Genomic DNA, 26,381 nt, shown 5'->3' on the forward strand with positions numbered 1-26,381 from the left:
AGGGATGAAGTCAAATTAGATGGTCAGGGAGGACAACAGGCCGATGCTAGATCAACATTTTCGACGAAAAATTATTTTTCTAGCGGCTTTTGTCTCTCTCTCTGCATGTCTGCAAATTTTTCAGGATCATTTTATCTACTGGCAAGAGAGTCTGCTGGGTGAATTCTGGCGACTCTGGACAGCGCACTGGGTACATGTGAGCTGGATTCATTACTTTCTAAACATTCTCGCCTTTATCTGTTTACCTTTCATTTTTCCACGCGCTACCGTCTGGCATTTCTGTGCCATTTTGCTGATCTTGCCACCGTTGATCAGTTTAAGCTTTTATTTTTTCTTACCCAATATTGAAGCCTATGCTGGCCTGTCGGGCGTGCTGCATGGTGCCTATGTCGCCGTAGCCTGTGTACATTTGCTGTATAAGCGGGAACGCGGCTTTGCGGCGCTGGTATTATTTTTGATTTTTGCCAAACTGGTCTGGGAAAACACCATTGGCAATGTCGGAATGGCGCAGCTGATCGGTAGTCCGGTTTTGGTTGAGGCACATTTACTTGGGGTGATTTGGGGCGTGATTCTGGCGCTGATCTATATTGTGAGCAATTATTTTCGGGATAATTAAAGTGCAGAGATAAATAATTTACTTGGCAGAAAATACAAAAAGAAAATATAAATTGTCATTTTTATTGTGCCAACTTTCATGCAAAGTCAAAACATAAAATAAAGATCCTGACCTTTGAAAAGGAATTTTCGGGGCAGAAGGGAAGATCAGCGTCCTAGACCAAGCATCAGGCCGCTAAAATAAGAATAGGAATACACATGCAAAATAATGATCAAAACAGATCAGGATTAGGTCTGTTGCGTTATATATGGACAGAGTGGATCTCGACCTTCGTCGTGCTGGTTTTACTTTTGCTCACTTTGATTATTGGCACCGGGGAAATGATTCACGGCCAGTTGCTGCGTATGGGGGAGCGTATTTACGGCGATCCGGCAACAGGAATGCAATATTCATTTTTAAGGGCTGAGCCGACGCGTCCACAATGTGAACGCAATATTAATGTCGATCAACGCGTTCAGCAGCAGATAAAAGCCGATGCAGCCGATGAATATGCCGACTTCTTCGGGGTGCGTTCGGAAGCGGATGTCCGTGCTGCGGTGTTACAGGCACAGCAGGTCTGTGAAGAATCCTACCTGTTTTATGATAAAGCCATTCAACATGTGCAAGCACATCCAAGTATTCGGGCTTATCGGACCTTTGAAACCTCTTTCTTTGGCATTTTTAAGTTTGGTACTGAAAACCGGGCTTTGCTTCTGGTCATCATGGTGGTCTTTGCTGCGATCAGTGCCACCCTAAAAACCCATCATATTGGCTTGCGTAGCCCGAGCACGCGTATCGACTTTAAAGTTTATTCGGTCGCCATGCTGGTCGCTAATGCTTTCCTGGCATTTTCATCCTATAGCCAATATCAGTCCGTATTGAACTCGGGCGTGCCGATGGGGGAGATGAAGTACATCTACTGGTTGTGGATGATTCTGTTCAGCGCACTCACTTTGATCAGCCTGTATCAGGTGATCAAACAACCGAAACCGACGCGTGAGGGCGGCAGTTTTGGTCTGGCCTTTCTGAGTGTACCGCTATATGCCTATATGGCTATTACCACCGGAATAAATTTCACCTTCTTTATGGACTATCCAATGGGACAGGGGATTTACCTCGGTCAATTGGTAGAGTTTTCCAGTATTTTCCTAAATCTGGCCTTGTTTATCTGGGCCGGTATGTTGCTGAAACAGACCCGTGTCGTGGACATGTTCCTGAATATTCTGCGTCCATGGAATCTGGCCCCTGAAACCCTGACCTGGTTAATCTTGCTGGCAGCTGCATTACCGACCGCCTATACCGGAGCATCAGGGATTTTCGTAATTGCCGCAGGTGCGATTATTTATAAGGAAGTCTGGAATGCGGGCGGACGCCGTCAGTTTGCATTGGCCGCCACTGCAATGTCTGGTTCACTGGGCGTGGTTTTACGTCCTTGCTTGCTGATTGTCGTTGTGGCATCACTGAATAAAGAAGTGACCACCGACTTACTCTATCACTACGGGATTTATGTCTTCCTGCTCAGTTCGACTTTATTCCTGGTAATTTCCCTGTTCTTTGCAGAAAACAAATTCCGGATTGCTGCACCTATCGTGGCTGCTCCTCAATCCGGTCGCGCCTTCATTGCGATTATTCCATATATCGTGATTTTCATTCTGATCTGGTTATTCTATAAATATGCCTTGTCGACTGACCTGAATGAATTTACCGCACCAGTGATGATGCCAGTCATTCTGCTGATGATTGTCTTGTTCGACAAGTTGCGTCATGAACCTGCGCCGTTGCCGGCAGTGGGGCATTGGGATGAAACTTTGACCGCAACTTTAAACTCAAGATTGGCACCTGAACTGGCGACAGCCGGTGCCGCAGCCAATGCAGAATATCGTGAGGCTGAACATAGTGAACAACCAGGCAAAGAATTGGCTGTTGATCATACTGTGCAGCGTTCAAAAGCGACTGAAATTTTGCGTAATGTCGGTTTCTGGAAGTCTATGCATATTTCGACCAGTGAGACGGTGGGCCATATTGGTGCCTTGGTCATTCTGATGGCACTTTCGGTGAGTGTGGGTGGCTTGCTGGAACGTATTGAAATTATGGAAGCCTTCCCGACCGACATCAGCAGTACCATTCTGGTGATTTCCCTGATTGTCGGCTTGATGATTTTTGTCGGGATGATCATGGATCCATTTGGCGCGGTGATTCTGATCTCGGTGACCGTGGCTCCAGTGGCCTATCAATACGGCATTCATCCAGTACATTTCTGGATGATTACCCTGATTGGTTTTGAGCTGGGTTATGTGACGCCACCGGTTGCGCTAAATCATCTGCTGGCCAGACAGTCGATTGGCGATGCCGAAGTGGCCGAGGCGGATGCAGAAGTACGACACTTGTCTTTCTACTACCGTTATGAACGCTGGATTTTGCCGATGATAGTATTGCTGCCTGCGATGCTGATCATTGCCTATGTGCCTTATATGTTTAAGCTGTTCGGCTGGTATCAATAAAAGAAAAGCAATAAAAAAGCACTTTCGGGTGCTTTTTTATTTATTTGATTTAAATTCGTTAATCAAATTTTGGATGAATTCAGGCGCTTTTGTAGGATCGGGCTACACAATAGAATCGCACAGAAAATCAGCCCCAGCCCAATCACGCTATAGAGGTCCGGAACTTCCTGCCAGAACAGAAAGCCCCACATGCCGGCAAAGAAAATCGCCACATAGTTGACCGGTCCAATCTGTCCTGCCGGAGCCAGCTTGTAGGCATTTGACATAAACAGTTGGCTGAAATTGGCCAGGATGCCGGCAGTAATCAGATAGCTGAGTTCTGTCAGGGTATAAGGTCGCCATAGCCAGAACATCGGAATCACTGAAATAAGGGTGCCAATAAAGCAGAAATAAAACACGATTTTTTCCGGAGAATCGGTTTTGGTCAGTGCCCGAACCGTGACAAAGGCCATCGCCGCCAGAAAGCTGGCACTCAAACCAATGACCGACATCAGGTTAATTAGACCCGAATCTGGTTTGGCGACACAGAGTACGCCTATGAAACCAATCAGAGCTGCGGCTAACATGCTTGTGGTGATTTTTTCCTTGAGAAATAGCCAGGCAATCAAAGGAATAAAAATCGGGGAAGAGTAGGTGAAGACCATGGCATTGGAGAGTTTTAAATGAGCAATGGCATAGAAAAAGCCGTACATGGCAGTCAGGCCGACCACTGCGCGCCAAGTGTGCATCCATAGTTTTTCAGTTTTGAAAAAACCAATGCCTTTATTGAAAATGAAGGGCAGGAAAATAAACAGCCCAACAAAATTGCGAAAGAAGACCACGGTGGCATTATCAACCGTTGCCGAGGCATAACGGATACACATGCCCATGACTGAAAAGAGAAAAGCAGAGCAGGTCAGAATGGCTTTAAGCAGATGCGGAGCGGCTGGGGCAGACATGGAAACAACTGAACTAGAAGATCTGACGATATTCTAGCTGAAATGCTGTCGAGATTTACTGGCTTTGAGCAAGTTGTGCTTCAAGTAACTTGATCTGTTCCTCTTTCAGTTGGATCAACTGGTCGGCATCGCTATGCTGCGCATCCAGTGTGGCTTTTTGTTCATTGAGCTGAACTTGGATGTCATCTAATTTAGCCACTTCTTCTTTGGCCAAACTGGCATTCTCCGGCACTGGTGCATCTAACAGCTGATTTGATACCAGTGCTTTAGCTTCGATCGTCTCAGGTGCTTTCGCTGCCGCCGTATCTTCTTCAGTTTTCGCCGCAGGTTTTGCTGCCGGAACAGCCGCGATATCTTCCTGATATATGCGTTCCGCTTCACCGGAAGAGGCATTCAACCACTGATATAGCAATACCAATGCAACGACAGTAACTAAAGCCCCCATAATCCCCATTAAAAGTTTGGGGTTATTTCTTTGTTCTACTGACATAGCTTGAACCTTGATTTTTATTTTACTGAACGAGGTTTAAACTGAATCACGCCAACTTCATCTGGAACAGCTGGTGTTTCTGGTTGATCAACATGTGTGGGACGATTTTCTTCATAACCACATTCAATACATTCGATCCATTCATCTTCACCAGAGGTCAGCATGACGACGCGATCTAACGCCTGACATTTTGGACATTTTGCGCCTGCAATGAAACGACGTTTAATGGTCATCATACTCACCTTGTGATCAACTTAAAAAGCTAGTTTAAGCGTTTTTAGAGGGGTTCGTCCAACCTTGATGACGCAGCAACGCATCTATTTTTGGCTCGCGTCCGCGGAAATTGATAAATGCGTCAAGTGCTGTGTCTTTTCCGCCAACTGCGAGGATATTTTCCCGAAACTGCTTTCCGGTAGTGGTATTAAAAATACCTTCATCTTCAAAGCGGTCGAAGGCATCACTGGCCAAAACTTCGGCCCATTTATAGGAATAATATCCTGCTGCATAACCACCGGCAAAAATGTGACTGAAGCTGTGCTGGAAACGGTTATAGTCGGTGGTCGGTAGGACCGCATACTTTTCACGGATCTCATTCAGAGTAGCCTGAACCTGTGTTGCATTTAAAGCCGGATTGGCTCGGTGAATACTCAGGTCAAACAGGGCAAATTCAAGCTGACGCAGGGTTTGCATGCCAGACTGGAAGAAACGTGCATCGAGCAGGGCTTTCAGCAACTCTGCCGGCAAGGATTCTTGAGTTTCAATGTGCTCGCTGAGCAGATCCAGACTTTCCTGATCCCAGGCCCAGAATTCCATAAACTGGCTTGGCAGTTCGACCGCATCCCAAGCCACGCCATGGGTACCTGCTACCGCAATATTGTCCACTTCTGTCAGCATATGATGCAGGCCATGACCAAATTCATGGAACAAGGTGATGACTTCATCATGGGTCAAGAGTGCAGGGCGATTGCCGACGGGTGGAGTAAAGTTACCGACCATATAACAAATCGGTTTTTGCAAGCCATCACTGGTCTGCATACGGGAACGGAAACCGCTCATCCATGCACCGCCACGTTTGCCCTGACGTGCATATAGATCAAAATAGAAACCGCCAATCACCTGACCCTGATCTTCTAATTCAAAATAACGTGCATCCGGATGCCATACAGGCGCTTCACGTTCAATCACCTGAATGCCATACAGACGATTAACAATACTGAACAGGCCTTGCAGGATTTTCGGTGCAGGGAAGTAAGGTTTAAGCGCTTCCTGTGACAGGTTAAATTGCTGCATTTTCAGCTTTTCAGAATAATAGCCACTGTCCCACGGTTGCAGGTCACGGATGCCATCTTCAGCAGCAATCGCTTTCAGTTCAGCAATTTCCTGTTCTGCTGGTGCGCGGGCATGCTCTGCCAGATCACGCAAAAATTCGTCTACTGCCTCTACACTCGGTGCCATTTTACTGGCTAAGGACAATTCCGCATAATTATTAAAGCCAAGCAGTTTTGCCATTTCCAGACGCAGACTGAGGATTTCTTCGATCAATGCAGTATTGTCAAACTCGCTCTGTTCAGCCTGATCTGACGCGCGGGTAGTATAAGCTTTATAGAGTTCTTCACGCAGAGGACGATTTTCTGAATGGGTCATGATCGCCAGATAAGACGGGAAATCCAGCGTAGCCACCGGTTGATCCAGTTCACGTTGCTGACCATATTGTTTTAACAGCTCAATATTACTGGTAGATAGACCCGCTAACTCCTCTTCATTTAGCGGTCTGAAATAGGCCTGAGTCGCATCCAGTACATGGTTGGAGAAGTCGGATGATAATTGGGACAGACGAGCCGAAATTTCCGCATAACGTTTTTTCGCTTCACCCTCTAATGCCACCCCAGACAGTTTGAAATCACGTAAGGCCAGTTTAATGGCGCTTCGCTGCGCTGCCGGCAGTTCATTATAAATCGACGCATCATAAATATGCTGATAGGTCTGATAGAGCGCCGTATGTTGACCCAGTTGCGTATAATATTCGCTAAGACCCGGTAAAAGTGCTTGGTAGACATCACGGGTTTCGGCATTGTTCATCACAGCATTTAAATGTGACAAGATGCCCCAAGACTCACTCATATTGTTTTCAAGCGTGTCGACATGTTCCAGAGTAGTCAGCTGCTCCTGTACTGTAGTAGGCGTTTCGGTGAGGTCATTCAGGAACTTTTGCCCTTCAGCGATACAGCTTTCAATTTTTTGTTTTAGCTCAGCCAGCGTAATCTGATCAAATTGTGGAACAGGCAAAGTTGCCTTTTCTAAAGTCATGTCGGTCTGCCAAATTAATTTTCAGTGTTAGTTCTAGAAGTAAGGCTTCTTGATCGAGAAATCAAGCTTGACCGGTGATTTATTCTGAAGCAGGAGGTATCGAGATTTATTCAATCTCGTTCACAATGATGTCCAAGCTACTTTTACTAATGTTGAGTTATAGTTCAACTGATTGGTGTTGCTCGCTGAAACTCCGAAACAGATAGTTTAAGAATAGGCAGAATTCCATAGTCTGTTTCAAAGAAATAGGAAATATGTCTTTGCAGATTTTTGAATTTCACTGCTTGAGTGTAGATCAAAATAGGAGGCAGTTTTCCTGTCAGTTTTGTTTAGAAATAGGGAAGGTACCTGATCAGACTGATCTAAGTTGATGATTCGATGCGGTAAGTATTTTTACTCTAATCGTATTTATTCTGGATAAGGTTTAAAAGAAAAAAGAGCGCCGTAGCGCTCTTTTTAAACCATCAAAAATTATTCAGTCTTGGCTTTTGCATTCGACTTTTTCTTTTTGACCTTGGCCTTTTTCTTTACTTTATCTTTAACCTTTGCTTCAGACTTTCCTGCAGATGGTTTAGCAGACTTTTTACTGTAAGAGCTGGGTTTTCCTTTTCCTTTTTTGCGTCGTATGGGTTGTTCTCCATCGGCGCTCAAGTTGGATTTAGATTCACGTTCATTATTGCCAAACACTTCTTCTGTCGCTGCTGGACGTGATACTGGTTTTTTCTCACTCACGCGCGGTGCACGGGCACGAACTGCACGGCCGGCATGACTGAGTTGTTGCACCAGTTCAAAATCGATCTTACGTTCTTCCAGATTGACACCGGCAACCTTGATTTTGACTTCATCACCCAGACCAAAGACCTGACCACGGTTCTGGCCGATCAGATTCTGGCTGCTTTGATCAAAGACAAAGAAGTCATCACCTAGCTGGCTGACATGCACCATACCATCGACATACAGATCTTTTAACGTGACAAACAGGCCAAATTCTGCCGTTGCACTAATAATGCCGACAAATTCTTCGCCCAGATGCTGCTGCATATAATGACATTTCAACCAGGTCGTCACCGAGCGCGACGCTTCATCTGCACGACGTTCTGTGGCAGAGAAATGGTCACCAGCTTCATCTAAAGCACCGCCTGAAAGCGGAGATGGCTTGTTATTTAAATGTGCTTTGATTGCACGATGCAATAACAAATCCGGATAACGGCGAATTGGTGAAGTGAAATGTGTATAGGCTTCATAAGCCAGACCATAATGGCCTGCATTACTCGCACCATAGTAAGCCTGCATCATGGAGCGTAATAACACGGCATGAATACTTGGTGCATCAATCCGTTCTTTGGTCGCTTCAATCACCGCCTGATAATCTTTCTGAGTCGGCTGTTCCGGGAAATTCAAACCCAGCAGCTTGACGAAGTCACGGACTTTCTGGATACGTGAGAACTCAGGTGGCTCATGCACGCGGTACAACATTGGCATTTCATTTTTCAATGCATATTCTGCGGCTGCCACGTTGGCCAGCAACATACATTCTTCAATCAGCTTATGCGCATCATTACGGCTGCGTGGAAGAATTTCTTTAATTCCGCCCAGTTCGTCGAAGGTCATGTAAGTTTCAACAGTTTCAAATTCCATGGCATGGCGTTCAGCACGTAAACTTTTAAGAACTTGATAAAGCTGGAACAGGGTGTTGATCGACTTGCGGACTTCGCGATCTTCAGTAATGGCTTGACTATCGCCTTCCAGATACTGTGCGACCTGATCATAGGTCAAACGTGCTTTGGAATGCATGACAGATGGATAGAACTCAAAACCGGTGACTCGGCCAGCACGTGACAATTTTAAATCACAGACCATACATAGGCGGTCAACATTCGGATTTAAAGAACACAGGCCATTCGACAATGCTTCAGGCAGCATCGGTAAAACAAAGTGCGGGAAGTACACCGAAGTACCACGTTCCTGCGCTTCGTCATCCAGTGGTTTGCCTGGACGCACATAATGGCTGACATCGGCAATGGCCACGACCACACGATAGCCACCACCCGGACGTTTTTCGGCATAAACCGCATCATCGAAGTCACGTGCATCTTCACCATCAATGGTAACCAAGGCTAAATCACGTAGATCCACACGACCTTCACGGTCTTTGGCCGTTGGCTCTTTAAAGCTCTCGGCTTCTTTAACCACTTCTTCCGGGAATTCATAAGGCAAACCATATTCTAAAATGGTTTGTGGAATAATGATTTCAGTATCGGCCTTGTCTGCCATGGACTGCACAATATGTCCAGTCGCGAATTCTTCACGGGTCGGATAGGTATCAATCGCCACACGAATAGAGTCACCCAGATTAGCCTGGGCATGTTCGATCAGTTCTTTTTCAAGGGTGATTGGCTGATGCGCATTTGGGTTGGCTGGCTGGATAAAGTATTCACCATCATATTCTGACACTTTACCAATGATCTGTTTGACACGATGCTGCACAACTTCAGTAATATAGCCCCAGGCTTTACCTTTACGGTCTACCGAAGTCTGACGCACTTTAACGCGGTCACCATTAAAGACCAGGCGCAGTTCACGCTCAGCCAATAATAAGTCGTCCTGGCCGGAAATGTTGGCAGTTCCCATCCCCCGGGAATTAATATAAACCGTCGCTTCGGATTCAGGTTGCTCGACGGCAATCTGAAACTTGTAGCCGTCTTTCATCAGTTGCCCGTCACGCACCATCGCAATTAAACGATGGCTTAGGGCATCAATACTTTTTTGATCTGCAATTTCAAAATGTTCGACCAAGTCTGCATGGGACTGGGCATTGTTCTTTTCGATGGTTTCTAAAATGAGCGTGCGGCTAGGGATAGGGTTGTCATAACGTTCGGCTTCAGCTTTTGCTTCAGGATCGACCCAGTTTTTCATCATGTCTTTAAATTTATCTTAGGAGATAGGTTTAGCATAAAACATGTGTGCGCAGACTGCACGTAAATGATTGCAATAATCCATTTAAGTTTTCAATTTTCTGTTAATTTTCGATAACTGGAAATTTATGCAGTTTTTTTGCCATCAAAATGCACGAAAAATCGAGGAATTGCTTAAAAAGTATTTAAACGAGCAAAAATATGCACTTTTTTTTGATGCTGCGCTTGCAGTGCCATGCCGAAATTTGTATTATGGCCGCACGTTACGGTGAGATGGGTGAGTGGCTGAAACCACGTCCCTGCTAAGGACGCATACGGGTAACTGTATCGAGGGTTCGAATCCCTCTCTCACCGCCACGCTTACTTATGTCGCGCGCTCATAGCTCAGCTGGATAGAGCACTTGGCTACGAACTAAGGGGTCGGGAGTTCGAATCTCTCTGAGCGCACCAAGTAAGTTAAGCAAAAAAACGTATTGCCAACCTAGGCACACAAGTTACGCGCTCATAGCTCAGCTGGATAGAGCACTTGGCTACGAACTAAGGGGTCGGGAGTTCGAATCTCTCTGAGCGCACCAAGTAAGTTAAGCAAAAAAACGTATTGCCAACCTAGGCACACAAGTTACGCGCTCATAGCTCAGCTGGATAGAGCACTTGGCTACGAACTAAGGGGTCGGGAGTTCGAATCTCTCTGAGCGCACCAACTTGCACAATTAACCGCACATGTTGCGGTTTTTTTGTGTCTAAAATTTACAGAAACACCAGACATTACATGCTAAAAATAAGTCTCAGGCGAGTGAATAAAAATAAAGGCAGTCGTGATGAGAAAAATCATTGTCCAGGAGTTTTTGACCCTCGATGGCGTGATGCAGGGGCCCGGCGGCCCAGAAGAAGATCTATCTGGTGGTTTTCAATATGGTGGCTGGGTGGCGCCGTATTTTAATGCGGAACCTGATCCGGCATTTGATGTCATTATGCAAAAATGGATGCAGCCCTCCGATATTCTTTTAGGGAAACATACTTTTCAGATTTTTGAATCTTACTGGCCCACACATACTGAAGACTGGCCGGGAATCAATGACGTCAATAAATATGTCCTTTCTACCAGTCTGGAGCATTCCGACTGGCAAAATACCCTTTTTCTGAAAAGCATTGATGAGATCATCAAGCTTAAAGCATCAGGAGAGGGGGATATTCGAGTTTATGGCAGTGCTGCAGTGGTACAGGCGCTTTTCAAATATGAGCTTGTGGATGAACTTTGTCTGCTGACTTTTCCAATTATACTGGGTGTTGGCAAACGCCTGTTTAGTCATGAATCAATACCCGCCGCTTTTCAATTGATAGATCATCTGGTCAGCTCAAATGGTATTGTGTTTACGCATTATCAAAGGGCAGGAGAAGTAAAGACGGGAACAATACGCGAGTGATAAAGCGCACAAGAGTGATGGTCGGTTTATATTTGAATTCTATTCTGGCTGGATACCTGGTTGAGAATACTTAAGGTTGACCCATTATTTGGTGCTGAAATTTTTTGGAAAATGAAGCTTCTTGGTTGAATTAATTAAGTGCTTTTAGCTCTAAATTTGCAGAAGTTTTCAGCAGAAAGTTGTGAATATTGCTGCATCGTTTAATTACTGTACGTTCGGTTGAGATTTTATTAAAAAACACTTAACAACACTGAAAAAACTCGTATAATGCACCCCATCAAGACGTCGCGCTCATAGCTCAGCTGGATAGAGCACTTGGCTACGAACTAAGGGGTCGGGAGTTCGAATCTCTCTGAGCGCACCAATCTTGATAAAAAATCTGAAAAAACCGCACATTGATGCGGTTTTTTTGTGTCTGGAATGTGTGTGAATTTTTCATATAAAAAACCAATAACTCTCTGCATCCTTCTTATCTTAATTTTTGCTGAACTTTCAGTGCATAAACGGTATTGCCACCTACCGCAGGTAAAACATCGTGATAGGGCATGCTGCGCATAGCTCTTAATAAGAATGGCGCCTGATCGTGAATCTTCATGCTGCTGGTAATTTGAAATAAGGTACCTTGTGACTGCGGTAATAAGCGCATGCCACCTTTCACAAACTTCAAGTCGCCGCCATTGGCATTGAACTGGTTTTGCAGGGAATCAAGCTGGTAAAAACGCATCTTGAAGTTAAATGGAATCTGAATCACCCCTAAACCCACCGAAACCTTATAGTTGGCATCCACACTTTGGGTATTGACTGGATTAAGTTCGACCTTCTTGATCTGCCGGGGGAAAAGTTGCTGGGTTGCTTCAGCAGCCAACCACGGCAGCAATTTTTCGACTGGATGCGCAAAATATTGATAGGTGCTGCTAAATCTTAAATTTTCTGAGGCTTTTCCTTCTTTAATCTGATAGTTCGGAAAAATGAAACTGACCGGTTGACCAGACTTTTGGCTGATCTGGGCAATTTTTTGTAGCTGTTGAGGGTTGAATCTAAGTTGCGGAATCGGAGTTGCTAGTGCTGCTGTATGCTCGATTTTAAAGCGTTGTTGTAGTGCTTCCAGCAGAAATGCATTGGTACTCGGCGGAATGCCGAGTTTGGCTTCAGGTAGCGCATTCAGGATTTTACTGAATAAAAAGCCTTTGGGCTGGTTCAGGTCGCCCCATTGGGTGACAGTCACCAGCGTTCTATGCGGACCCAGTGCAAACCACTCCAGTTTTCCTGCACCATAGAGAATTGGCGCATCAATAATTAAGGTGCTGATGCTGTTTTCACCCAGATGATGCTGCATCACTACGGTTTCTTTAAAGTTCAAGACTGGAATCGGGGTCGGGATATGAACCTGATATTTAACCTGCTGAATCGAACCCTGCTGCTCCAGCACCTTGGCCGACTTTAAGGTCGGAAACAGACCGACATAATTCGGATAATGTTGCAGCAATTTTTCAACCTGAGCTTCAGCCACAGGCAATACTACAGCCGCACTATAAAACTGTGTCTTGCTGGCTGCATTACTGTTTAAGGTGGGAAGCTGAGTTTTACTGGTTGGATGCGCATAAATCAGAATCCGCTCGCCGGTTAATTCTGCCAGTTGCTGGGCATTGCCCTGATAAGCACTCAGACTGCTTGGTATTTCGGCATTCCAGGGAATAATCTTGGCCAGTGCTGGAGCAGAAGCTGCCAAACAAACACCGATGAGCATGCATTGCTTTAATCCTTTCATTCAACATCCTGTTGCGTATTTTTTGTTTTAATTGCTGTTTATTTAAAACCAAATGCACGTATTTCCAAAGCAAAGTTATGTAATTGATGCGACAGGCCATAAGCGCTATGGATATTTTGGTATAGTATTGGGCAAGATTTTATTTTTGATGTGATGCTATGACTGAGTCAGCACCGACTTTATCGACCCGTTATTTTCTGACTTTAGAAGAATCTCAGGATGGTTTTGCCCTGGCGACTTTTGGCAAAAAGCAGATTTCACGTTTTCTGACGCCTCTGGTCAGTATCGGGATCATCATCTGGGGTTTCTCGATGGGCTTTGATGGCGTTGGACGTTATTACGTGGCTTTGGGTGCATTCTTCCTGATCCTGCAAGGCATCATGCGTTACTGGTTCCTGCCGATGATGTTTAAACGCCAGTTTGTTAAATATCAGTTTGGTAAAAGCGAACAGGGTATTGATTTGTATCAGGACTATGCGGAAATTTTTACCAATGATCGTAGCAAGCTGGTGCCATATAGCGAAGTGCAGAATTTTGCTGTTGGTAAACTGACTTATATGCTGGAATTGAAAAACCGTACCGTGGTTATTGTGCCGAAGCGTGCATTTAAGGACGGCACTGAACAGAGTATGTTCGAGCATACATTTAAAAAATAATTCAGATATCTATAAAAGGAAAAGGGAAGTTTTGATCATGAGCACACGTCCATCCAAAATCGTTTGTGTGGGTCGCAGTTATGCCGATCATGCCAAAGAACTCGGCAATGCGATCCCTGATCGTCCGGTATTGTTTATCAAGCCACCGAGTGCCTTAAGTTCGCTCGAAGCAGGCATTGAGTGGAATCCGGAATGGGGCAATTGTCATTATGAATGTGAACTCAGCTTGCGTATTGACCGGACTTTAAGCAAAGAAAGCGATCCTGTGAAAGCACTTGAAGCTGTGGGTGCGGTGACTTTAGGTCTGGACTTAACTTTGCGTGATTTACAGGATGATCTCAAGAAAAAAGGCCAGCCTTGGGAACGTGCCAAAGCCTTTGATGGCTCTTGTCTGTTGTCGGATTGGGTACCTGTCGCCGATGTAGTCACTGACTGGAAAGATGTGCATTACACACTGCAAGTCAATGATGAGCTGCGTCAAAAAGGTGATACCGCTTTATTGATTTTTGATATTGCGACCTTGCTGGCTGACATCAGTCAGGTCTTTACTTTGGAAGAAGGGGATGTGGTGATGACCGGTACCCCGGCAGGTGTTGCAGCATTGCATTCAGGCGATCAACTGAAAATGACCCTCAAAGGGCAGTCTCAGGATTATGTCTGGACGACTTTTGTGAAATAACCAAGATTTTGAATCAAAGGAGCCTATTGGCTCCTTTTTCATAGGCATAATTTTAATCATTAACAGTATAACGTTTGCGAAATTGATCTGGGGTGCTTCCCATCCAGCGTTTAAACATGTTGATAAATGCCGAGGCATTGGCATAGCCCAGATCAAAGGCGATGCTTTCAACGCTATGACCTGCATTTAATAAAGACATGGCCTGCATCACTTTCAGGCGTTGCCGCCATTCATGCAGTGACATTCCCAGTTCTTTCTGGCTATATCGCGCTAGCGTCCGCTCGGTTAAATTGACGCGTTCGGCCAGTTGCCGCAGCGAGCTCTGATCTGCCGGATGCTGATGTAAATAATCTAAAATCTGTTTCAGCAGTACATGTTCTGAATGCGGTAGATAACTGCTGACCAGTTGGGCTTGCTGGAGCTGATCGAGCAGTACCTGTAGCAGACGTTGATATTCAGCTGAATCCTCGAATGCTGGATGGTCTTGCTGATGTAGTTGTTTCAGGTGGGTAAATAAAGCAGTGACCAAGGGGGCGCTGAGCAGGATGCCCGGTTGAGTGGGCAGTTGGCTACAAAGTGATTCATGCACATACAGAGTGCCATGAGAAACTGCGGTACGGTTCAGACCACGATGCTCTAAATTCGGTGGGAGCCAGATGCCGTGAGGTGAAGGCGTCACATAATTTATATGATTAATATTCACTTCCATCACGCCATGAAAAGCATAGACAAATTCTCCCCAGGCATGACCATGCAGCGGATAAACAGATTGCGCAGGATCTTCCCTGAAACTGATCCACAGAGGTGCTTTAATCAGATCATGGGTCGGAAGTTGCTTGAGCGAAGCTGAATCTGCTTGGATTTTTTTATGCATCACCGAAATTGCCTGAATAACACCATCATTTGTCTGTTTTGAAGTATATCTTTTATTTCTGACACTTTTATAGTGTACCTTCCAAATGAGCAACAGGACCGTATGTGAGCCAGCGTCAGGCATTAGATGCCAAAGCATCTGCCATCATGTTTGTATTGTGTATGTTGTGGGGTTTACAACAGGTGGTACTGAAGTGGGCCGCGAATGATATTTCAGCCCTGATGCAAATTGCCTTGCGTTCAGCCTTGTCTGCGCTGATGGTTTATCCCTTGATTCAGCAAAGCGTACGCCGTCAACTGTGGAATGCACGCTATTTACCTGCAGGATTGCTGGTCGGTGTGTTGTTTGCAACCGAATTCTATCTGATTGGTGAGGCACTGCGTTATACCTCAGCCTCGCATACGATTGTTTTACTCTATACCGCACCGATTTTTGTGGCTTTGGGTTTGCACTGGAAATTGCCGGCAGAGCGTTTGTCTGCTGTGCAATGGGGCGGAATATTTCTCGCCTTTAGCGGAATTGTAGTCAGTTTTCTGTTACGTCCACAAACGGGGTCAGGTCTACAGACTGATGCCTTGTGGGGAGATTTTCTGGCCTTGCTTGGCGGCGTATTCTGGGCAGCCACTACAGTCAGTGTACGTCTGAGCCGGCTGGCTGAAGCACCTGCAACCCAGACTTTGTTCTATCAATTATTGATGGGTGGAATCCTGTTATTGCCTCTGGCTGTTCTGACTGGACAAGCAGCCATTCAATGGACGGTGTTGTCTATTTCCAGTCTGGTTTTTCATACCGTGCTGATTTCCTTTGCCAGTTATCTGATCTGGTTCTGGATGCTGAAGCATTATCTGGCATCGCGTCTAGGGGTATTTTCCTTTTTGACCCCTGTATTCGGCATGCTGTTCGGCGTACTGATTCTGGATGAACATATCGAAATCAATTTTATTATCGGCACCTGTATGGTCATGCTGGGTGTGATTCTAGTGAGTTTGCAGGGATGGCTGAAAAAACCGAATATCAATAAAAGCATTCAAGAGCAAGCATGAAAATCTGGTCTGTAAATTTAGCGACCTGGATTGGTCTGTCTTCTATTCTGATCTGGGCCAGTCTGGTCGCTGTAGTGAAACTGATTACTGAATCTACAAGTGCAGTGCAGGGGATTGCTTTAATTTATAGTTTTAGCAGTCTGGCGATTTTTGCGTTCACCGGCTTTCCAAAAATCACGCAAATGTCCAAGCGTTATCTGCTCGGTTGTGGCGCTTTATTTGTGGCTTATGAGATTCTATTTCTGGTTGCTGTGGCATGGTCGGATAATCGTGAACAGGTGATGCTGATTGCCATGATCAATTATCTGTGGCCACCCTTGATGATTGTTTTTTCGATTTTTGCCCGGCAGTTGCAGGCCCGCCTCTGGATGATTCCCGGCTTTCTGCTCGCCGTAATAGGACTGATGCTGGTGGTCAATCCAGAAATCACTAATCTGCCGAAGTTTATGCAGGTTTTAGCTGAAAATCCTTAGGCCTATGGCTTTGCCTTTCTCGGCGCTTTGTTATGGCCTTGCTATTGCGTTCTGACCAGAACCTACGGCCGCGGACAGAATGGCGTACCGATTTTCTTTTTGGTCGCTGTAATTAGCTTATGGTTCTTACATTTAGGATTAAACGAACCTTTTATCATGCCCACATTCAAGCTATGGCTGGGAATTGCAGTGGTGGGTAGTCTGATTGGCATCGCCTATAGTAACTGGAATCAGAGTATGCAATTCGGCAATATCAAGGTGCTGATCTTAGCCACTTACTTTATGCCGATTCTTTCTTCGGTCATGTCCATGCTGATTCTGGATGTCAGACCCGAACTCAGTTTCTGGATCGGGACTGCCTTGGTAAGCGTGGGTGCGATTGTTTGCTGGAAATCTACCGCTATCAGTTAAAAAAATCCTCTCAAGCGAGAGGATTTTTTTATTTATGTCGGAACAGTTCGGACAATGGGAAATTGAGTTTTTCTTCCAGATATTGATCAGTTTCCTGTAATCTAGGTGAGAAATTTTGCATCCAGATGTCATCAGTCTGGGCATTGGTGAGATGGTTTTTGCGTGGCAGTGGATAAGGCAATTGCAGATAAAAATTCCAGAAGCTGACCTGATCCAGATCACGAACCAGTACATATTCATTTTCATCGGTACGTTTGATCAAATTCTGCTTTTCAAACATGGCGACATAGCTCGGCCAGCGTCCAATTTCATCCCGGCCTAAGACCTCAAGTGCTTGGGCTTCACTGATGCTTTCACCAGTTTTCTGCTTTTTATAAAATAATTCTAACAGATCCAGCAGCATGACGATGGGATGGCGTTTATTGTCCTGCCCAGATTCAAACGCCGTCAGGGCATAGCTGATTTCAACCCCCAATAACACAATAATCCACGACAGATAAATCCAGAGCAGGAAAATCGGCACGGCGGCGAAGGCACCATAGACGATCTCATAGCTGGTAAAGTTTGACATGATATAGCCAAACAGATTTTTCAGCAGCTCAAACACCACGGCACTAAATAGACCGGCAATAAAGGCAGATTTAAGCGGTACACTGCGATTCGGGATAGTCCAGTTCAAAATGAAAAATCCGAGTACAGTCAAAGAAAAGGAAATTGCCCAGAGAACAAAAGCGCCATCCAGCTCATAACCGGCAAAGTTATTGCTGAGAATGCTCATGGATGCCACGGTCGAGGAAATCACAAACGCACTGCCGAGTAAAATCGGTCCCAGTGAAATGATGGTCCAGTAACGCATAAAGCCCATAATTCCGCCCCGTGTTTCAGTCACGCGCCAAATGCGGTTAAACACCGTTTCGATACTGCTGAGCATCAATACTGTCGTCACAAATAAGAACAGAATACCAATGATGGTAAGATTGCTGGATTTATCGGTAAAGGCATTCAGAGCCTTATCAAAGGCAATGGTGGTTTTGGGTAAAAAATTACTATAGATCAGCTGCTGTAATTGCTGCCGTGCAGGTTCCAGCGCTTTAATGGAAGAAATAATCACCAGAAAAACCGTCAGCATCGGCACTACGGCAAACAGAGTCGTATAGGTCAGGGAACCTGCCTGTTCACGACAGCGGTCTGCTTCAAAACGTCGCAGTACAAATAAAACAAATTGAAACCAGTGTTTTTCATAGAAAGGTAATTTCTTTAAATACTTAACAATCATCTGCATCCAATCTCAATTTTTTTAATCATCATGAATTTTCATCATCAGCTTAACCAAAAAACTTGCAAAGTATCGTATAGTTTTATTTTTTTAAGTAATGAATAAGAACCATGATGCAACCTTATGTCCTTGTTTTATATTACAGCAAATATGGCTCAACCAAAGAAATGGCGCATCTGATTGCCAATGGAATTGAAGCGGCAGGCGTGGCAGTAAAAATCAGGACAGTTCCAAATATATCCAGCATGGTAAAAGTCGCTGAACCGAGTATTCCGGCAGAAGGGGATATTTACTGTACTCTGGACGATCTGGCGCAATGTGCCGGCCTGGCGCTTGGTTCACCCACCCGTTTTGGCAATATGGCCTCTGAAATGAAATATTTTTGGGATCAGACCACGAGTCTGTGGCTGAATGGAGCGCTACACGGTAAACCGGCTTGCGTGTTTACGGCATCAGGTTCCATGCATGGCGGACAGGAAAGTACTTTGCTGACCATGCTGCCGCCGTTGTTCCATCATGGCATGATGATCATGGGGCTTAGTAACTCAACACCGGCACTCTCGAATACCAAAACTGGTGGTACGCCTTATGGCGCTAGTCATGTCAGCGGCCCACGGCATGATCAGGGCCTGAGTCAGGATGAAAAAATTCTGTGTGAAGTACAAGGCAAGCGTTTAGGTGAAGTGGTACTGAAACTCAATCGAGTCTGACAAGCACTCACAGGAAATGAAGAATGAACTTCATTTCCTGAATTTTATTAGGCTTCTTTTTGATCTTTTTGATCTTTTTGATCTTTTTGATCTTTTTGATCTTTTTGATCTTTTTGACTAAATCTGTATTTGCATTTCAAACATTGATAATCCTGAAACAGATTACGGTCGACAGAAACCCCGGCTTTTTTCCCCAGAAAATTACCTACCACACCGCCGGTAATCCCGACACTGATTGCACCGACAAAAGTCCCTACCGTTCCGCCGACAATTACACCTAAAGGTCCGGCTACTGTACCAATCGCAGCGCCAATCGATGCACCCGAAGCAGCGCCACCCACAGTCCCCGCAGTTGCACCCGCTGAACTCATGAGAATGCCGCCAATTTTCTTTAAATTCTGTTCATGATCGCGCTGTTCGATATCAGCTGAGCCACATTTAGGACATTGCATAGATTTTTCCATCAAGGATTGAGATGTGCTTGTTTTAGGTTTATCGAGAATAGGATTTGTGCCCTACTCAGCACTTATTCATAACATACAACAACACAGTATAAGTTCTGAATACTCAAATCAGAACATTGCATACTGACTTGATTCTAGTTGAGTTCACGCTAAAACATTGTATTTCAGCTGTAAATATATGCCTTCTTGGTTGATTAACGCAATTCTTAACCTGTCATTGAGGAAATGGCAAATCTCAAGATCATCAGAAATGTTCTTCTCTCATCAGTCTAAATATTGCGATCTTAGGTAGGCCATTTCTGGATTCGAAATGAAAAAGGAAGGGAAGTCGAAAAATATGTAAACGAGTTCTTATCAGGTCTATTCAAGTTTTCAGCCAAAATACACCTGAATATTGGCGTTTCTTTATAAGTCACCTTCATTGTAATTGATTAATTATATTTTAAATAAATCGTGACATTTATCCTTATTAAATAGAAGTTCTAATAAAATAAAAATTTACGACTTTTAAAATATAAAAAGTATAATAATTCTAATCTTTGTTAGATAAATTTTTGATTATTGATAATATAAAAAATATATTATCTTAATCAATTTTTTTGGATGAATTTTATATTCAAAAAAATTTATATAATGATTTCTTACAAATCACAAATAATAAACAAATATATATTAATTTAATAAAAACAATAATTTATATTTTTAAATAAAACAAAAAAAATAAGTGAATAGGGATAAGTTTTACATTTTATAATTTTATGTGATTTAATATTTTTCAGATAAATTTAATCTTACTTAAATGAAAAATTAAATAAATATCTTAAGTCAGAGGATATTAAGATTATGAGAATATTAGTTATCAATCTGGGTTTATTAGGTTTATGTTTTCTGAGTAACGCTTATGCCACCTCTGATGAGTGGACTCAGCGTTGGAAATCATCCAGTGCCCGTTCCAATGAGAATCTAGTTCAAGCCAATCTGATCGAACTTAAGGAGTCAGACTATTATTCCGGATTAGGTAAAACCACCGTTCATAGTACCTCAACCACCTCCATCGGGACGGTAAATACACCGACCAACAATATCAATGTAGAGGGTACAGACAACAATATTGATATTACGAGTGAATTGTTGAATGAAGCACCAGTCAATTCAAATACCAACCAAAATCCTCAGCGCTGTCTTAATTTAAGTAACAGGCCAGGAGAATCACAATGCTGAATTTCTCCTCGACCAAAAGACATATATCTTTCGTGAGTGCCACTGTCCTTTTCAGCTCTTTTTAACAGCCTGTACAGGCTTGGCACCTTCAAACCAGAAGCCAGTTAACCTGGTACAAGGCCCCCCAATTACCGATATTTTTACCCCTTTTGATATGGCTTTATCCTGCCTAAAAGGACAATTACGTAGTGATGTGAGTTTCTCCGTGGGGGCAATTCTGGATCAAACCGGTAAGGATGTGGTGACCAATGGTGGTAGCGGAAAAATGGTGACTCAAGGTGCGGGAGATATGGTGCAATCTGCTTTGTTTCAAGCGGGGGTAAGCTTAATGAACCGGCGTGATCCCCGGATTATCGAAAGCGAAGCCAAGTGGGGCATTCGTGATCCCAGACAAATCCAGGCCTCTGATTATTATGTGACAGGCAGTATTAACAGTCTGGATTTTATTCCGGGTGGTGGTTTTGACATGCAGATCGCGGGTGTTGGCCCGAATTATAGTCAAACCCGGATTATGGTGGGTCTGGATTTATCTTTGACCGATACCCGCAGCAGTAAAGTCGTGGGCAATGTTTCATTGCAGAAGCAAATTGCTGCACAAGATTATGGCTTGAGCGCAGGCAGATTCGCTGGTCGTACACTCTTGAACATTCAGATTGGAAAAGGAGAACGCGAGGCAACTAACTTTGCCTTGCGACAAATGTTGAATCTGGCCACTTTTGAATTGCTGAGTCAGGTTGTCCCACCCGCCGTATTTGAAAGCTGTCGTGCGCAGATACCGCCAGAGTTCGGTCAATTAAACTTAACCCGAAGTTCTGTGGCGCTGCATAAATACAAGAAAAACCAGCAACAAAATAGTACTGCTTCAAGCAGTGCTGTTCAGGAGTCAGTCTCAAGCCAGGGAGACTCATTCAATGAAAAAAATAAGTCAACCAACTCTCCGAGCAAAGATACAAAACCGCCTAAACAGAAAGAGTCCGAGGTGATTCAAAACCCTGAAGCGGAGCCTGAAATGAGTAAACAGGACTTGATTAAATATATCAGCAAGAAGCAGCGTCAACCTTCTTCAAATGAAAAGAATGAAGAAAAAGATACTCAAGAAAAGGCTGATAAAGAACAAGAAGATGAAAAAACTACAACGCTATGGGAGGCCAATCCTGAGGTGGTCGAAAATTACTGGTCCAGCACGCAGCGTGATTAAAAATATTTAAAAATGGGCTCGCTCCCATTATAAGAAGGAGTGCTTAGCGAGAGGTACTTCAAAACAAAAGTAGGAAGAACAACGATGAAAAACACGATCAAAACAATCGCATTATCCGTCGGCTTTCTGTCTAGCGCAGGTATGGCATACGCCCAAAATGGTGAAACACCTACTGATGTCACCGTAGATACAGGTTTAATAGTTACCCTGGAGTCTATTTCTCAGCAGGTTGAAAATGGTTCTGCTTTGAATCTTGCAGTGAATACAGGTGATGTTGATGCAAGTGTCGATTTAGAAGCAATTGCAGAAGCTACAAGAGAAGCACCAGACGCCATTAGTTCAATTGAAGGTACAATTGAAACTACTGCGATTGGTGCCGCGAATACAGGTAGTATCAGTATTGAGCAGGGTAGCTACAATAAGGTGGTATCAGACATATCAGATGCAACGGATAACTACGACTACAGTGAAGTAACGAGTGCAACTAATAATTCTGAAACTCTAGAGGAGCTATCAGAGGTTGCGGATAGTTCAGATATCTCGGAAGTTGTGAGTTCGACACTAAGTACTGACTATAGTGAGGAAATCAATGAAACTTTAAGCAATTATAGTGTAGCGAATATTGCCTATAATGCGGGTGCTATTGATGCATCTGTCAGTGCTATTTCAGAAGGAACTCAAACTGCTATTAACAACAGCATCACAACTACCGCTATCGGTGCTGTGAATAGCGGTAGTATCACTGTGACTGTTAAATAAACTCTTTTTTCGAGGTGAACACAGGTCTAACTATTGGCAGATAGTTAGACCTCTTTATTTTATAATAACATCCACATAAATTGTTGTTTATTCATCGGATAAAAAAGTACTTATTGTTTGACACTCTCTATTTCAGAAATTGAATAGTCTGGAGCTTAAGATCAAGCTATTTACCTAGATTTAAATATTTAATAAAAATAATAACTTATTTTGATTTTCAGCCGATCTCTGGATATTTTAAATTTATATCATCAGAAAAACACAATAAGAAAAGAGCGCATCAGCGCTCTTTTAAAATTCATTGGCGAGCTTAGTCGCGAACAAATTCAACTGTGCCATTTGCCAAAGACTTGACGCGTGCCAATGATTCCACACGATAGCCTTTTTCAAGCAGTAGATCACGACCTGGCTGGAATGATTTTTCAATCACAATGCCAATACCGACTACTTCTGCATTTGCCTGATGAATCAGGTCTGCAAGACCTAAAGCTGCTTGACCATTAGCCAAGAAATCATCGATCACTAAAACCTTGTCGGTTGAGCTGATGTGTTTATTTGAAATCGCGATTGTGCTTTCAGTCTGTTTGGTAAATGAAAAGACTTTAGAACGATATAAATCATCTTTCAGGGTGAGAGACTGGTATTTACGTGCAAAGATTACAGGTACGCCAAGCTCTAGGCCGGCCATTACGGCAGGTGCAATACCTGATGCTTCAATCGTAATAATTTTGGTAATACCAGCATCCTTAAACAGACGCGCAAATTCTTGACCAATCAGTTGCATCATGACTGGATCAATCTGATGGTTTAAGAAAGAGTCTACTTTCAAAACTTCTTCAGAGAGGACGATGCCTTCAGCCAAGATTTTCTGTTCTAGTGCATGCACGGGAGAATCCTCAAGAGCAGGTGCTTTTTCAAGCAAAAGCGTATTGTAAAAAGCACCCGGAAAAAATCAAGTGAAATTCGCCAAAAACTTAGTTGCTTGCACCTTTATAGTCAGTTAACAGTAAACCATAGGAGGTTTTCTTGTCGACATGCGAAACTTTGACTGGAAGATAGTCAAGTTTTGGTGCCAGCCAGAAAATGGTTTCACGACCTGGTTTGCTGTGTTTCATCACCACTTTAATGGTATTAAAAGATCCGTATTTGGTGCTTATAGTCTCTGAACCCTGTTTGATAAACTTACGGCCTTCAACTTCTTTAGCATCAGCGATATAGTAATTTGCTTTCAGGCCTGAATTTTTTAAGTCTTCACGGATCTGCAATTCCGCATTCAACTCATCCAGAACATCTGCTCTCCAGGCAAAAGAGCGTTTTTCATCGTCTTTCTTGGTACTGATGCTTTTGCTGGAAGGATTAAAATTAATACTCATGGTGTTGTTATGCACCAGCACTTTACTGCTGCGACTGAAACTGCTTGAGCCGATCTTGCCATTATTAAAAGTAAAGCGGCTGGTTTCGGTTGCAGAGGCAATACCTCCGGCTTTTGCAGCAAAGACATAAGTCCAGTTATTGCCTGATTTGCTTAAAGTCCGCGTTGCAGAACCCATATTCTTGCCATTATAGCTAAATTGATAACTGGCTTGGAAAGGAGTCATGGCAAAAGCCTGGCTAGAAATAACAGTGAACAGTATTGCGCTGCTCAGACCCGTGGTCATCACTAAAATTTTGAATACAGTCTTCGCCATCAGTTATTTTCCTATATTGATTCAATTGGCAAAACATATCACTTATTGCACCCTTTATTATTTGGGCAAAATATGGAAATTGAAGGGATATTTCTGCCAAAAATGTATATTTCATGTAGTTTTATGGAACTTTTGTTCAAAAACTACGTTTGACATGATTTAAGAAGGATTTTTCTGTTTGATGGGGGTGACCCGGTTGTCATCCATCTTGTCTTCATCCCAGTTCTCTTCCTGATCTTGGGAAAGTTTTCTAAACAGGGCGGCCAGATTGACATTACCAATCACCACCAGTTCGGCTTCACGAAGTACTGCGTGATTCACATGAACTTTGCCCAAGGTATCAATGACCGATCGGCTTTTACCTAACCAGCGATTTAAATCTAGATAAAGCAAGTCATCGATGACTTTAATTACGCCCAGTTTTTCCAGAATCATTCCCAAAGGATCTTTATTCAAGATACGTTGATAGAAGAACAAGCCGAAACGCACGCCCAGTTTATACAGCATATTTGGATATTTGGCTTCAATCAGCTGAGTATCACTAATTTGCTCGAACACGATCAACTGGGTGGTTTTATTCAATTCCATCTGTACCAGTTTCAAATCAACCGATAAAGTGACAATCAGGCCTTTATAATCCAGTGTTGCATACAAACGCAGCCAGTCTTCGTGTAAATCTGCATGTAAGTCTTTTAATGCATCGACATTGTCTGTGACAAAGCGCTGAAAGGTTGCATTCAGGAAGACTTGCGATAAGGGAAATTCACGCTCATCTTCAATAAATCCTTCCGCCCTCTGATACACTTGGCGGATTCGGTTGGAAATATTGGAAATTAGCGTTTGCATACTGAAGCGTCCTGGCAACTTTATTTTTGACTCGGGATGTATCTTGTCGAATTGTATGAAAAATACAAGCGTTCATGCTTGAAGTTTAGCAAAATAAATAGCACCATTTTTATAGTTTTAGTTATGTAACGTTGAAGATTTGATGGATTTGGCATTTTAAAAAGATAAATGACGAATCCGTTTATTTTTAATCTTTCAAATACTTTTTTGGGGAGCTGAACTCAGTATTGAGTTTGGGCGAATGTGAAAAAACGATGATACTCATGTCTCTGGTCAGAACTTGGTGGAAAGATCCAGTGTTTAGCAGTGCGGTGCTTGCCGCAGGCATTCTGCATTTGATCGTGCTGACCCTGGAATTTGGTATGCCGCAAGATCGGGATACCAGTACCAAAGAAATCGCAGTCAGTTTGCGCCAGACTGATGAAAAAATTGAGCATGCTGATTTTCTCGCCCAAACGGACCAGCAGGGTTCCGGCCAGTTTAGAGAAGCTCATCGCATGTCGAGTGATATGCCATCGCCGTTAATGGAACAACATGCAGGCGAAGAGCTGCAAGAAAGTCTGGATATGCTGCAACAGCAACAGGAACTCAGTTTTGAAGAAAAAGTCCTGATGACCACCTTGAGCTGGCAAAAGCAGGCGGAAGAAAATCAGCGAAAAAAAATGCAGGAGCAATTACAGAGCCAGTTTCAGGCCAAAGCGGCCATGGTCGCCAGTCTGGAAGCGCAATATTTACAGCGTCAGCAAAATTTCAGTCGTCAGCAAAAAATTAAGACTGTAGATGGTATTCAGTCCAAGCAGGATGTTTCTGCCGCCTATCTGGAAAAGTTTCGCGAGAAAGTGGAGTTCTATGGGAACCGTTATTATCCGGAAGCAGCCAAACAACAGAATCTGGCAGGGGAAGTGCGGCTGATGGTGATCCTCAACCAGAATGGCGGGATTCGTGCCATTCGACTGATTGACAGTTCGGGACATGCCATGCTGGATGAAGCAGCCAAAGCTTCCGTGCGTAAGGCAGCGCCATTTGGTACTTTCGACAGTAAAATGAAAGAAATTTCCGAACTGCGAGTGATTCGTACCTGGCGTTTTGACCCGGCAGAAGCGGAGTTTGAAGTGCGTTAAAGTTGATATTTACCAAGACCTCTC

At 43.8% G+C, this 26,381-nt stretch carries 22 protein-coding genes, 5 tRNA genes and 2 pseudogenes; 17 read left to right on the forward strand and 12 right to left on the reverse strand.

All coding sequences use genetic code 11. The features are described 5' to 3' along the window. Positions 1 to 43: 43 nt before the first annotated feature. Complete coding sequence (rrtA, locus tag MTX11_RS01405) at positions 44 to 616, forward strand: rhombosortase (protein WP_005263745.1); 573 nt, start codon at positions 44 to 46, stop codon at positions 614 to 616. A gap of 197 nt (positions 617 to 813) precedes the next feature. After that, positions 814 to 3,096: a TRAP transporter large permease subunit gene (locus tag MTX11_RS01410; RefSeq protein ID WP_243474183.1), complete on the forward strand. Its 2,283-nt coding sequence runs from the start codon at positions 814 to 816 to the stop codon at positions 3,094 to 3,096. A gap of 62 nt (positions 3,097 to 3,158) precedes the next feature. Here MTX11_RS01410 and MTX11_RS01415 read toward each other — a convergent pair whose 3' ends face one another. From MTX11_RS01415 to rnr, 5 genes are all read right to left on the reverse strand, one after another. Then, complete coding sequence (locus tag MTX11_RS01415) at positions 3,159 to 4,034, reverse strand: DMT family transporter (RefSeq protein ID WP_243474184.1); 876 nt, start codon at positions 4,032 to 4,034, stop codon at positions 3,159 to 3,161. 55 nt (positions 4,035 to 4,089) lie between these two features. Next, a complete protein-coding gene (locus tag MTX11_RS01420) occupies positions 4,090 to 4,524 on the reverse strand; it encodes a restriction endonuclease subunit S domain-containing protein (protein ID WP_180037186.1) in 435 nt (144 codons plus the stop codon). A gap of 17 nt (positions 4,525 to 4,541) precedes the next feature. Continuing rightward, entirely contained in the window at positions 4,542 to 4,751 is a 210-nt protein-coding gene (locus MTX11_RS01425; RefSeq protein ID WP_171054337.1) for a YheV family putative zinc ribbon protein, read from the reverse strand. A 40-nt stretch (positions 4,752 to 4,791) separates the two neighbouring features. Beyond that, a complete protein-coding gene (locus tag MTX11_RS01430) occupies positions 4,792 to 6,846 on the reverse strand; it encodes a M3 family metallopeptidase (protein ID WP_243474198.1) in 2,055 nt (684 codons plus the stop codon). 456 nt (positions 6,847 to 7,302) lie between these two features. Then, on the reverse strand, positions 7,303 to 9,750 hold the full coding sequence (gene rnr / locus MTX11_RS01435; RefSeq protein ID WP_004281463.1) for a ribonuclease R: 2,448 nt from the start codon (positions 9,748 to 9,750) through the stop codon (positions 7,303 to 7,305). Between the two features lie 263 nt (positions 9,751 to 10,013). On the opposite strand from rnr, the gene MTX11_RS01440 reads away from it, so the two are divergent. The 6 genes from MTX11_RS01440 (at position 10,014) to MTX11_RS01465 (ending at position 11,534) form a co-directional block, all read left to right on the forward strand. After that, positions 10,014 to 10,103, forward strand: a tRNA-Ser gene (locus MTX11_RS01440). 16 nt (positions 10,104 to 10,119) lie between these two features. Then, positions 10,120 to 10,196: transfer RNA gene (locus MTX11_RS01445), tRNA-Arg, on the forward strand. Positions 10,197 to 10,244: 48 nt separating this feature from the next. After that, a tRNA-Arg gene (locus tag MTX11_RS01450) sits at positions 10,245 to 10,321 on the forward strand. 48 nt (positions 10,322 to 10,369) lie between these two features. Then, positions 10,370 to 10,446: transfer RNA gene (locus MTX11_RS01455), tRNA-Arg, on the forward strand. A gap of 118 nt (positions 10,447 to 10,564) precedes the next feature. After that, entirely contained in the window at positions 10,565 to 11,170 is a 606-nt protein-coding gene (locus MTX11_RS01460; protein WP_243474185.1) for a dihydrofolate reductase family protein, read from the forward strand. Positions 11,171 to 11,457: 287 nt separating this feature from the next. Then, positions 11,458 to 11,534 (forward strand) — tRNA-Arg (locus tag MTX11_RS01465). 105 nt (positions 11,535 to 11,639) lie between these two features. On the opposite strand, the gene MTX11_RS01470 is transcribed toward MTX11_RS01465, so the two are convergent. Continuing rightward, positions 11,640 to 12,938, reverse strand: coding sequence for an SRPBCC family protein (locus MTX11_RS01470; RefSeq protein WP_243474186.1), 1,299 nt, complete (start codon positions 12,936 to 12,938; stop codon positions 11,640 to 11,642). Positions 12,939 to 13,096: 158 nt separating this feature from the next. On the opposite strand from MTX11_RS01470, the gene MTX11_RS01475 reads away from it, so the two are divergent. Both MTX11_RS01475 and MTX11_RS01480 read left to right on the forward strand, forming a co-directional pair. Beyond that, entirely contained in the window at positions 13,097 to 13,594 is a 498-nt protein-coding gene (locus MTX11_RS01475; protein ID WP_004281456.1) for a YcxB family protein, read from the forward strand. A 37-nt stretch (positions 13,595 to 13,631) separates the two neighbouring features. After that, on the forward strand, positions 13,632 to 14,273 hold the full coding sequence (locus MTX11_RS01480) for a fumarylacetoacetate hydrolase family protein (protein ID WP_005108618.1): 642 nt from the start codon (positions 13,632 to 13,634) through the stop codon (positions 14,271 to 14,273). A gap of 52 nt (positions 14,274 to 14,325) precedes the next feature. Here the strand turns inward: MTX11_RS01480 and MTX11_RS01485 are convergent, their stop codons facing one another. Further along, positions 14,326 to 15,147: an AraC family transcriptional regulator gene (locus MTX11_RS01485; RefSeq protein WP_195725571.1), complete on the reverse strand. Its 822-nt coding sequence runs from the start codon at positions 15,145 to 15,147 to the stop codon at positions 14,326 to 14,328. Positions 15,148 to 15,251: 104 nt separating this feature from the next. Here MTX11_RS01485 and MTX11_RS01490 point away from each other — a divergent pair, with 104 nt between their 5' ends. Beyond that, a complete protein-coding gene (locus MTX11_RS01490; protein ID WP_243474187.1) occupies positions 15,252 to 16,190 on the forward strand; it encodes a DMT family transporter in 939 nt (312 codons plus the stop codon). After that, positions 16,187 to 17,074, forward strand: a pseudogene (yddG, locus tag MTX11_RS01495) (aromatic amino acid DMT transporter YddG). Before MTX11_RS01490 ends, yddG begins: the two are co-directional and overlap by 4 nt. Positions 17,075 to 17,102: 28 nt before the next feature. Here yddG and MTX11_RS01500 read toward each other — a convergent pair. Continuing rightward, positions 17,103 to 18,350 (reverse strand): YihY family inner membrane protein, encoded by a 1,248-nt coding sequence (locus MTX11_RS01500; RefSeq protein ID WP_004645086.1) that lies wholly within the window; start codon positions 18,348 to 18,350, stop codon positions 17,103 to 17,105. A gap of 113 nt (positions 18,351 to 18,463) precedes the next feature. Here MTX11_RS01500 and wrbA point away from each other — a divergent pair, with 113 nt between their 5' ends. Further along, positions 18,464 to 19,060, forward strand: coding sequence for an NAD(P)H:quinone oxidoreductase (wrbA, locus tag MTX11_RS01505; RefSeq protein WP_034438516.1), 597 nt, complete (start codon positions 18,464 to 18,466; stop codon positions 19,058 to 19,060). A gap of 47 nt (positions 19,061 to 19,107) precedes the next feature. On the opposite strand, the gene MTX11_RS01510 is transcribed toward wrbA, so the two are convergent. Beyond that, positions 19,108 to 19,524: a hypothetical protein gene (locus MTX11_RS01510; RefSeq protein ID WP_243474199.1), complete on the reverse strand. Its 417-nt coding sequence runs from the start codon at positions 19,522 to 19,524 to the stop codon at positions 19,108 to 19,110. An 843-nt stretch (positions 19,525 to 20,367) separates the two neighbouring features. Here MTX11_RS01510 and MTX11_RS01515 point away from each other — a divergent pair. The 3 genes and pseudogenes from MTX11_RS01515 to MTX11_RS01525 all read left to right on the forward strand — a co-directional run bounded on the left by MTX11_RS01515 (position 20,368) and on the right by MTX11_RS01525 (position 22,702). Then, positions 20,368 to 20,745, forward strand: coding sequence for a hypothetical protein (locus MTX11_RS01515; RefSeq protein ID WP_005263723.1), 378 nt, complete (start codon positions 20,368 to 20,370; stop codon positions 20,743 to 20,745). Further along, positions 20,739 to 21,943 (forward strand): annotated as a pseudogene (locus tag MTX11_RS01520) (CsgG/HfaB family protein). Before MTX11_RS01515 ends, MTX11_RS01520 begins: the two are co-directional and overlap by 7 nt. Before the next feature lie 84 nt (positions 21,944 to 22,027). After that, positions 22,028 to 22,702: a hypothetical protein gene (locus MTX11_RS01525; protein ID WP_243474188.1), complete on the forward strand. Its 675-nt coding sequence runs from the start codon at positions 22,028 to 22,030 to the stop codon at positions 22,700 to 22,702. 310 nt (positions 22,703 to 23,012) lie between these two features. Here MTX11_RS01525 and MTX11_RS01530 read toward each other — a convergent pair whose 3' ends face one another. From MTX11_RS01530 to MTX11_RS01540, 3 genes are all read right to left on the reverse strand, one after another. Continuing rightward, a complete protein-coding gene (locus MTX11_RS01530) occupies positions 23,013 to 23,588 on the reverse strand; it encodes a xanthine phosphoribosyltransferase (RefSeq protein WP_005094083.1) in 576 nt (191 codons plus the stop codon). 88 nt (positions 23,589 to 23,676) lie between these two features. Continuing rightward, positions 23,677 to 24,390 carry a DUF3108 domain-containing protein gene (locus MTX11_RS01535; RefSeq protein ID WP_005108628.1) on the reverse strand — a complete coding sequence of 238 codons (714 nt, stop codon included), beginning with the start codon at positions 24,388 to 24,390 and terminating at the stop codon, positions 23,677 to 23,679. Between the two features lie 159 nt (positions 24,391 to 24,549). Next, positions 24,550 to 25,236 carry a hypothetical protein gene (locus MTX11_RS01540; RefSeq protein ID WP_005108629.1) on the reverse strand — a complete coding sequence of 229 codons (687 nt, stop codon included), beginning with the start codon at positions 25,234 to 25,236 and terminating at the stop codon, positions 24,550 to 24,552. Positions 25,237 to 25,499: 263 nt separating this feature from the next. On the opposite strand from MTX11_RS01540, the gene MTX11_RS01545 reads away from it, so the two are divergent. Further along, positions 25,500 to 26,357: an energy transducer TonB gene (locus MTX11_RS01545; RefSeq protein WP_243474189.1), complete on the forward strand. Its 858-nt coding sequence runs from the start codon at positions 25,500 to 25,502 to the stop codon at positions 26,355 to 26,357. Positions 26,358 to 26,381: the final 24 nt, after the last annotated feature.

The organism is Acinetobacter lwoffii, from assembly GCF_022809915.1.
In the GTDB taxonomy this organism is placed as follows: domain Bacteria; phylum Pseudomonadota; class Gammaproteobacteria; order Pseudomonadales; family Moraxellaceae; genus Acinetobacter; species Acinetobacter lwoffii_M.

Coding starts and splice junctions, on each gene's coding strand:
- MTX11_RS01500 (WP_004645086.1), bottom strand. CDS start 18,350: ATGATTGTTAAGTATTTAAAGAAATTACCTTTCTATGAAAAACACTGG.
- MTX11_RS01410 (WP_243474183.1), top strand. CDS start 814: ATGCAAAATAATGATCAAAACAGATCAGGATTAGGTCTGTTGCGTTAT.
- MTX11_RS01545 (WP_243474189.1), top strand. CDS start 25,500: ATGTCTCTGGTCAGAACTTGGTGGAAAGATCCAGTGTTTAGCAGTGCG.
- MTX11_RS01420 (WP_180037186.1), bottom strand. CDS start 4,524: ATGTCAGTAGAACAAAGAAATAACCCCAAACTTTTAATGGGGATTATG.
- wrbA (WP_034438516.1), top strand. CDS start 18,464: ATGCAACCTTATGTCCTTGTTTTATATTACAGCAAATATGGCTCAACC.
- MTX11_RS01475 (WP_004281456.1), top strand. CDS start 13,097: ATGACTGAGTCAGCACCGACTTTATCGACCCGTTATTTTCTGACTTTA.
- MTX11_RS01415 (WP_243474184.1), bottom strand. CDS start 4,034: ATGTCTGCCCCAGCCGCTCCGCATCTGCTTAAAGCCATTCTGACCTGC.
- MTX11_RS01525 (WP_243474188.1), top strand. CDS start 22,028: ATGAAAAACACGATCAAAACAATCGCATTATCCGTCGGCTTTCTGTCT.
- rrtA (WP_005263745.1), top strand. CDS start 44: ATGCTAGATCAACATTTTCGACGAAAAATTATTTTTCTAGCGGCTTTT.
- MTX11_RS01510 (WP_243474199.1), bottom strand. CDS start 19,524: ATGGAAAAATCTATGCAATGTCCTAAATGTGGCTCAGCTGATATCGAA.
- MTX11_RS01515 (WP_005263723.1), top strand. CDS start 20,368: ATGAGAATATTAGTTATCAATCTGGGTTTATTAGGTTTATGTTTTCTG.
- MTX11_RS01460 (WP_243474185.1), top strand. CDS start 10,565: ATGAGAAAAATCATTGTCCAGGAGTTTTTGACCCTCGATGGCGTGATG.
- MTX11_RS01480 (WP_005108618.1), top strand. CDS start 13,632: ATGAGCACACGTCCATCCAAAATCGTTTGTGTGGGTCGCAGTTATGCC.
- MTX11_RS01535 (WP_005108628.1), bottom strand. CDS start 24,390: ATGGCGAAGACTGTATTCAAAATTTTAGTGATGACCACGGGTCTGAGC.
- MTX11_RS01470 (WP_243474186.1), bottom strand. CDS start 12,938: ATGAAAGGATTAAAGCAATGCATGCTCATCGGTGTTTGTTTGGCAGCT.
- rnr (WP_004281463.1), bottom strand. CDS start 9,750: ATGATGAAAAACTGGGTCGATCCTGAAGCAAAAGCTGAAGCCGAACGT.
- MTX11_RS01485 (WP_195725571.1), bottom strand. CDS start 15,147: ATGCATAAAAAAATCCAAGCAGATTCAGCTTCGCTCAAGCAACTTCCG.
- MTX11_RS01540 (WP_005108629.1), bottom strand. CDS start 25,236: ATGCAAACGCTAATTTCCAATATTTCCAACCGAATCCGCCAAGTGTAT.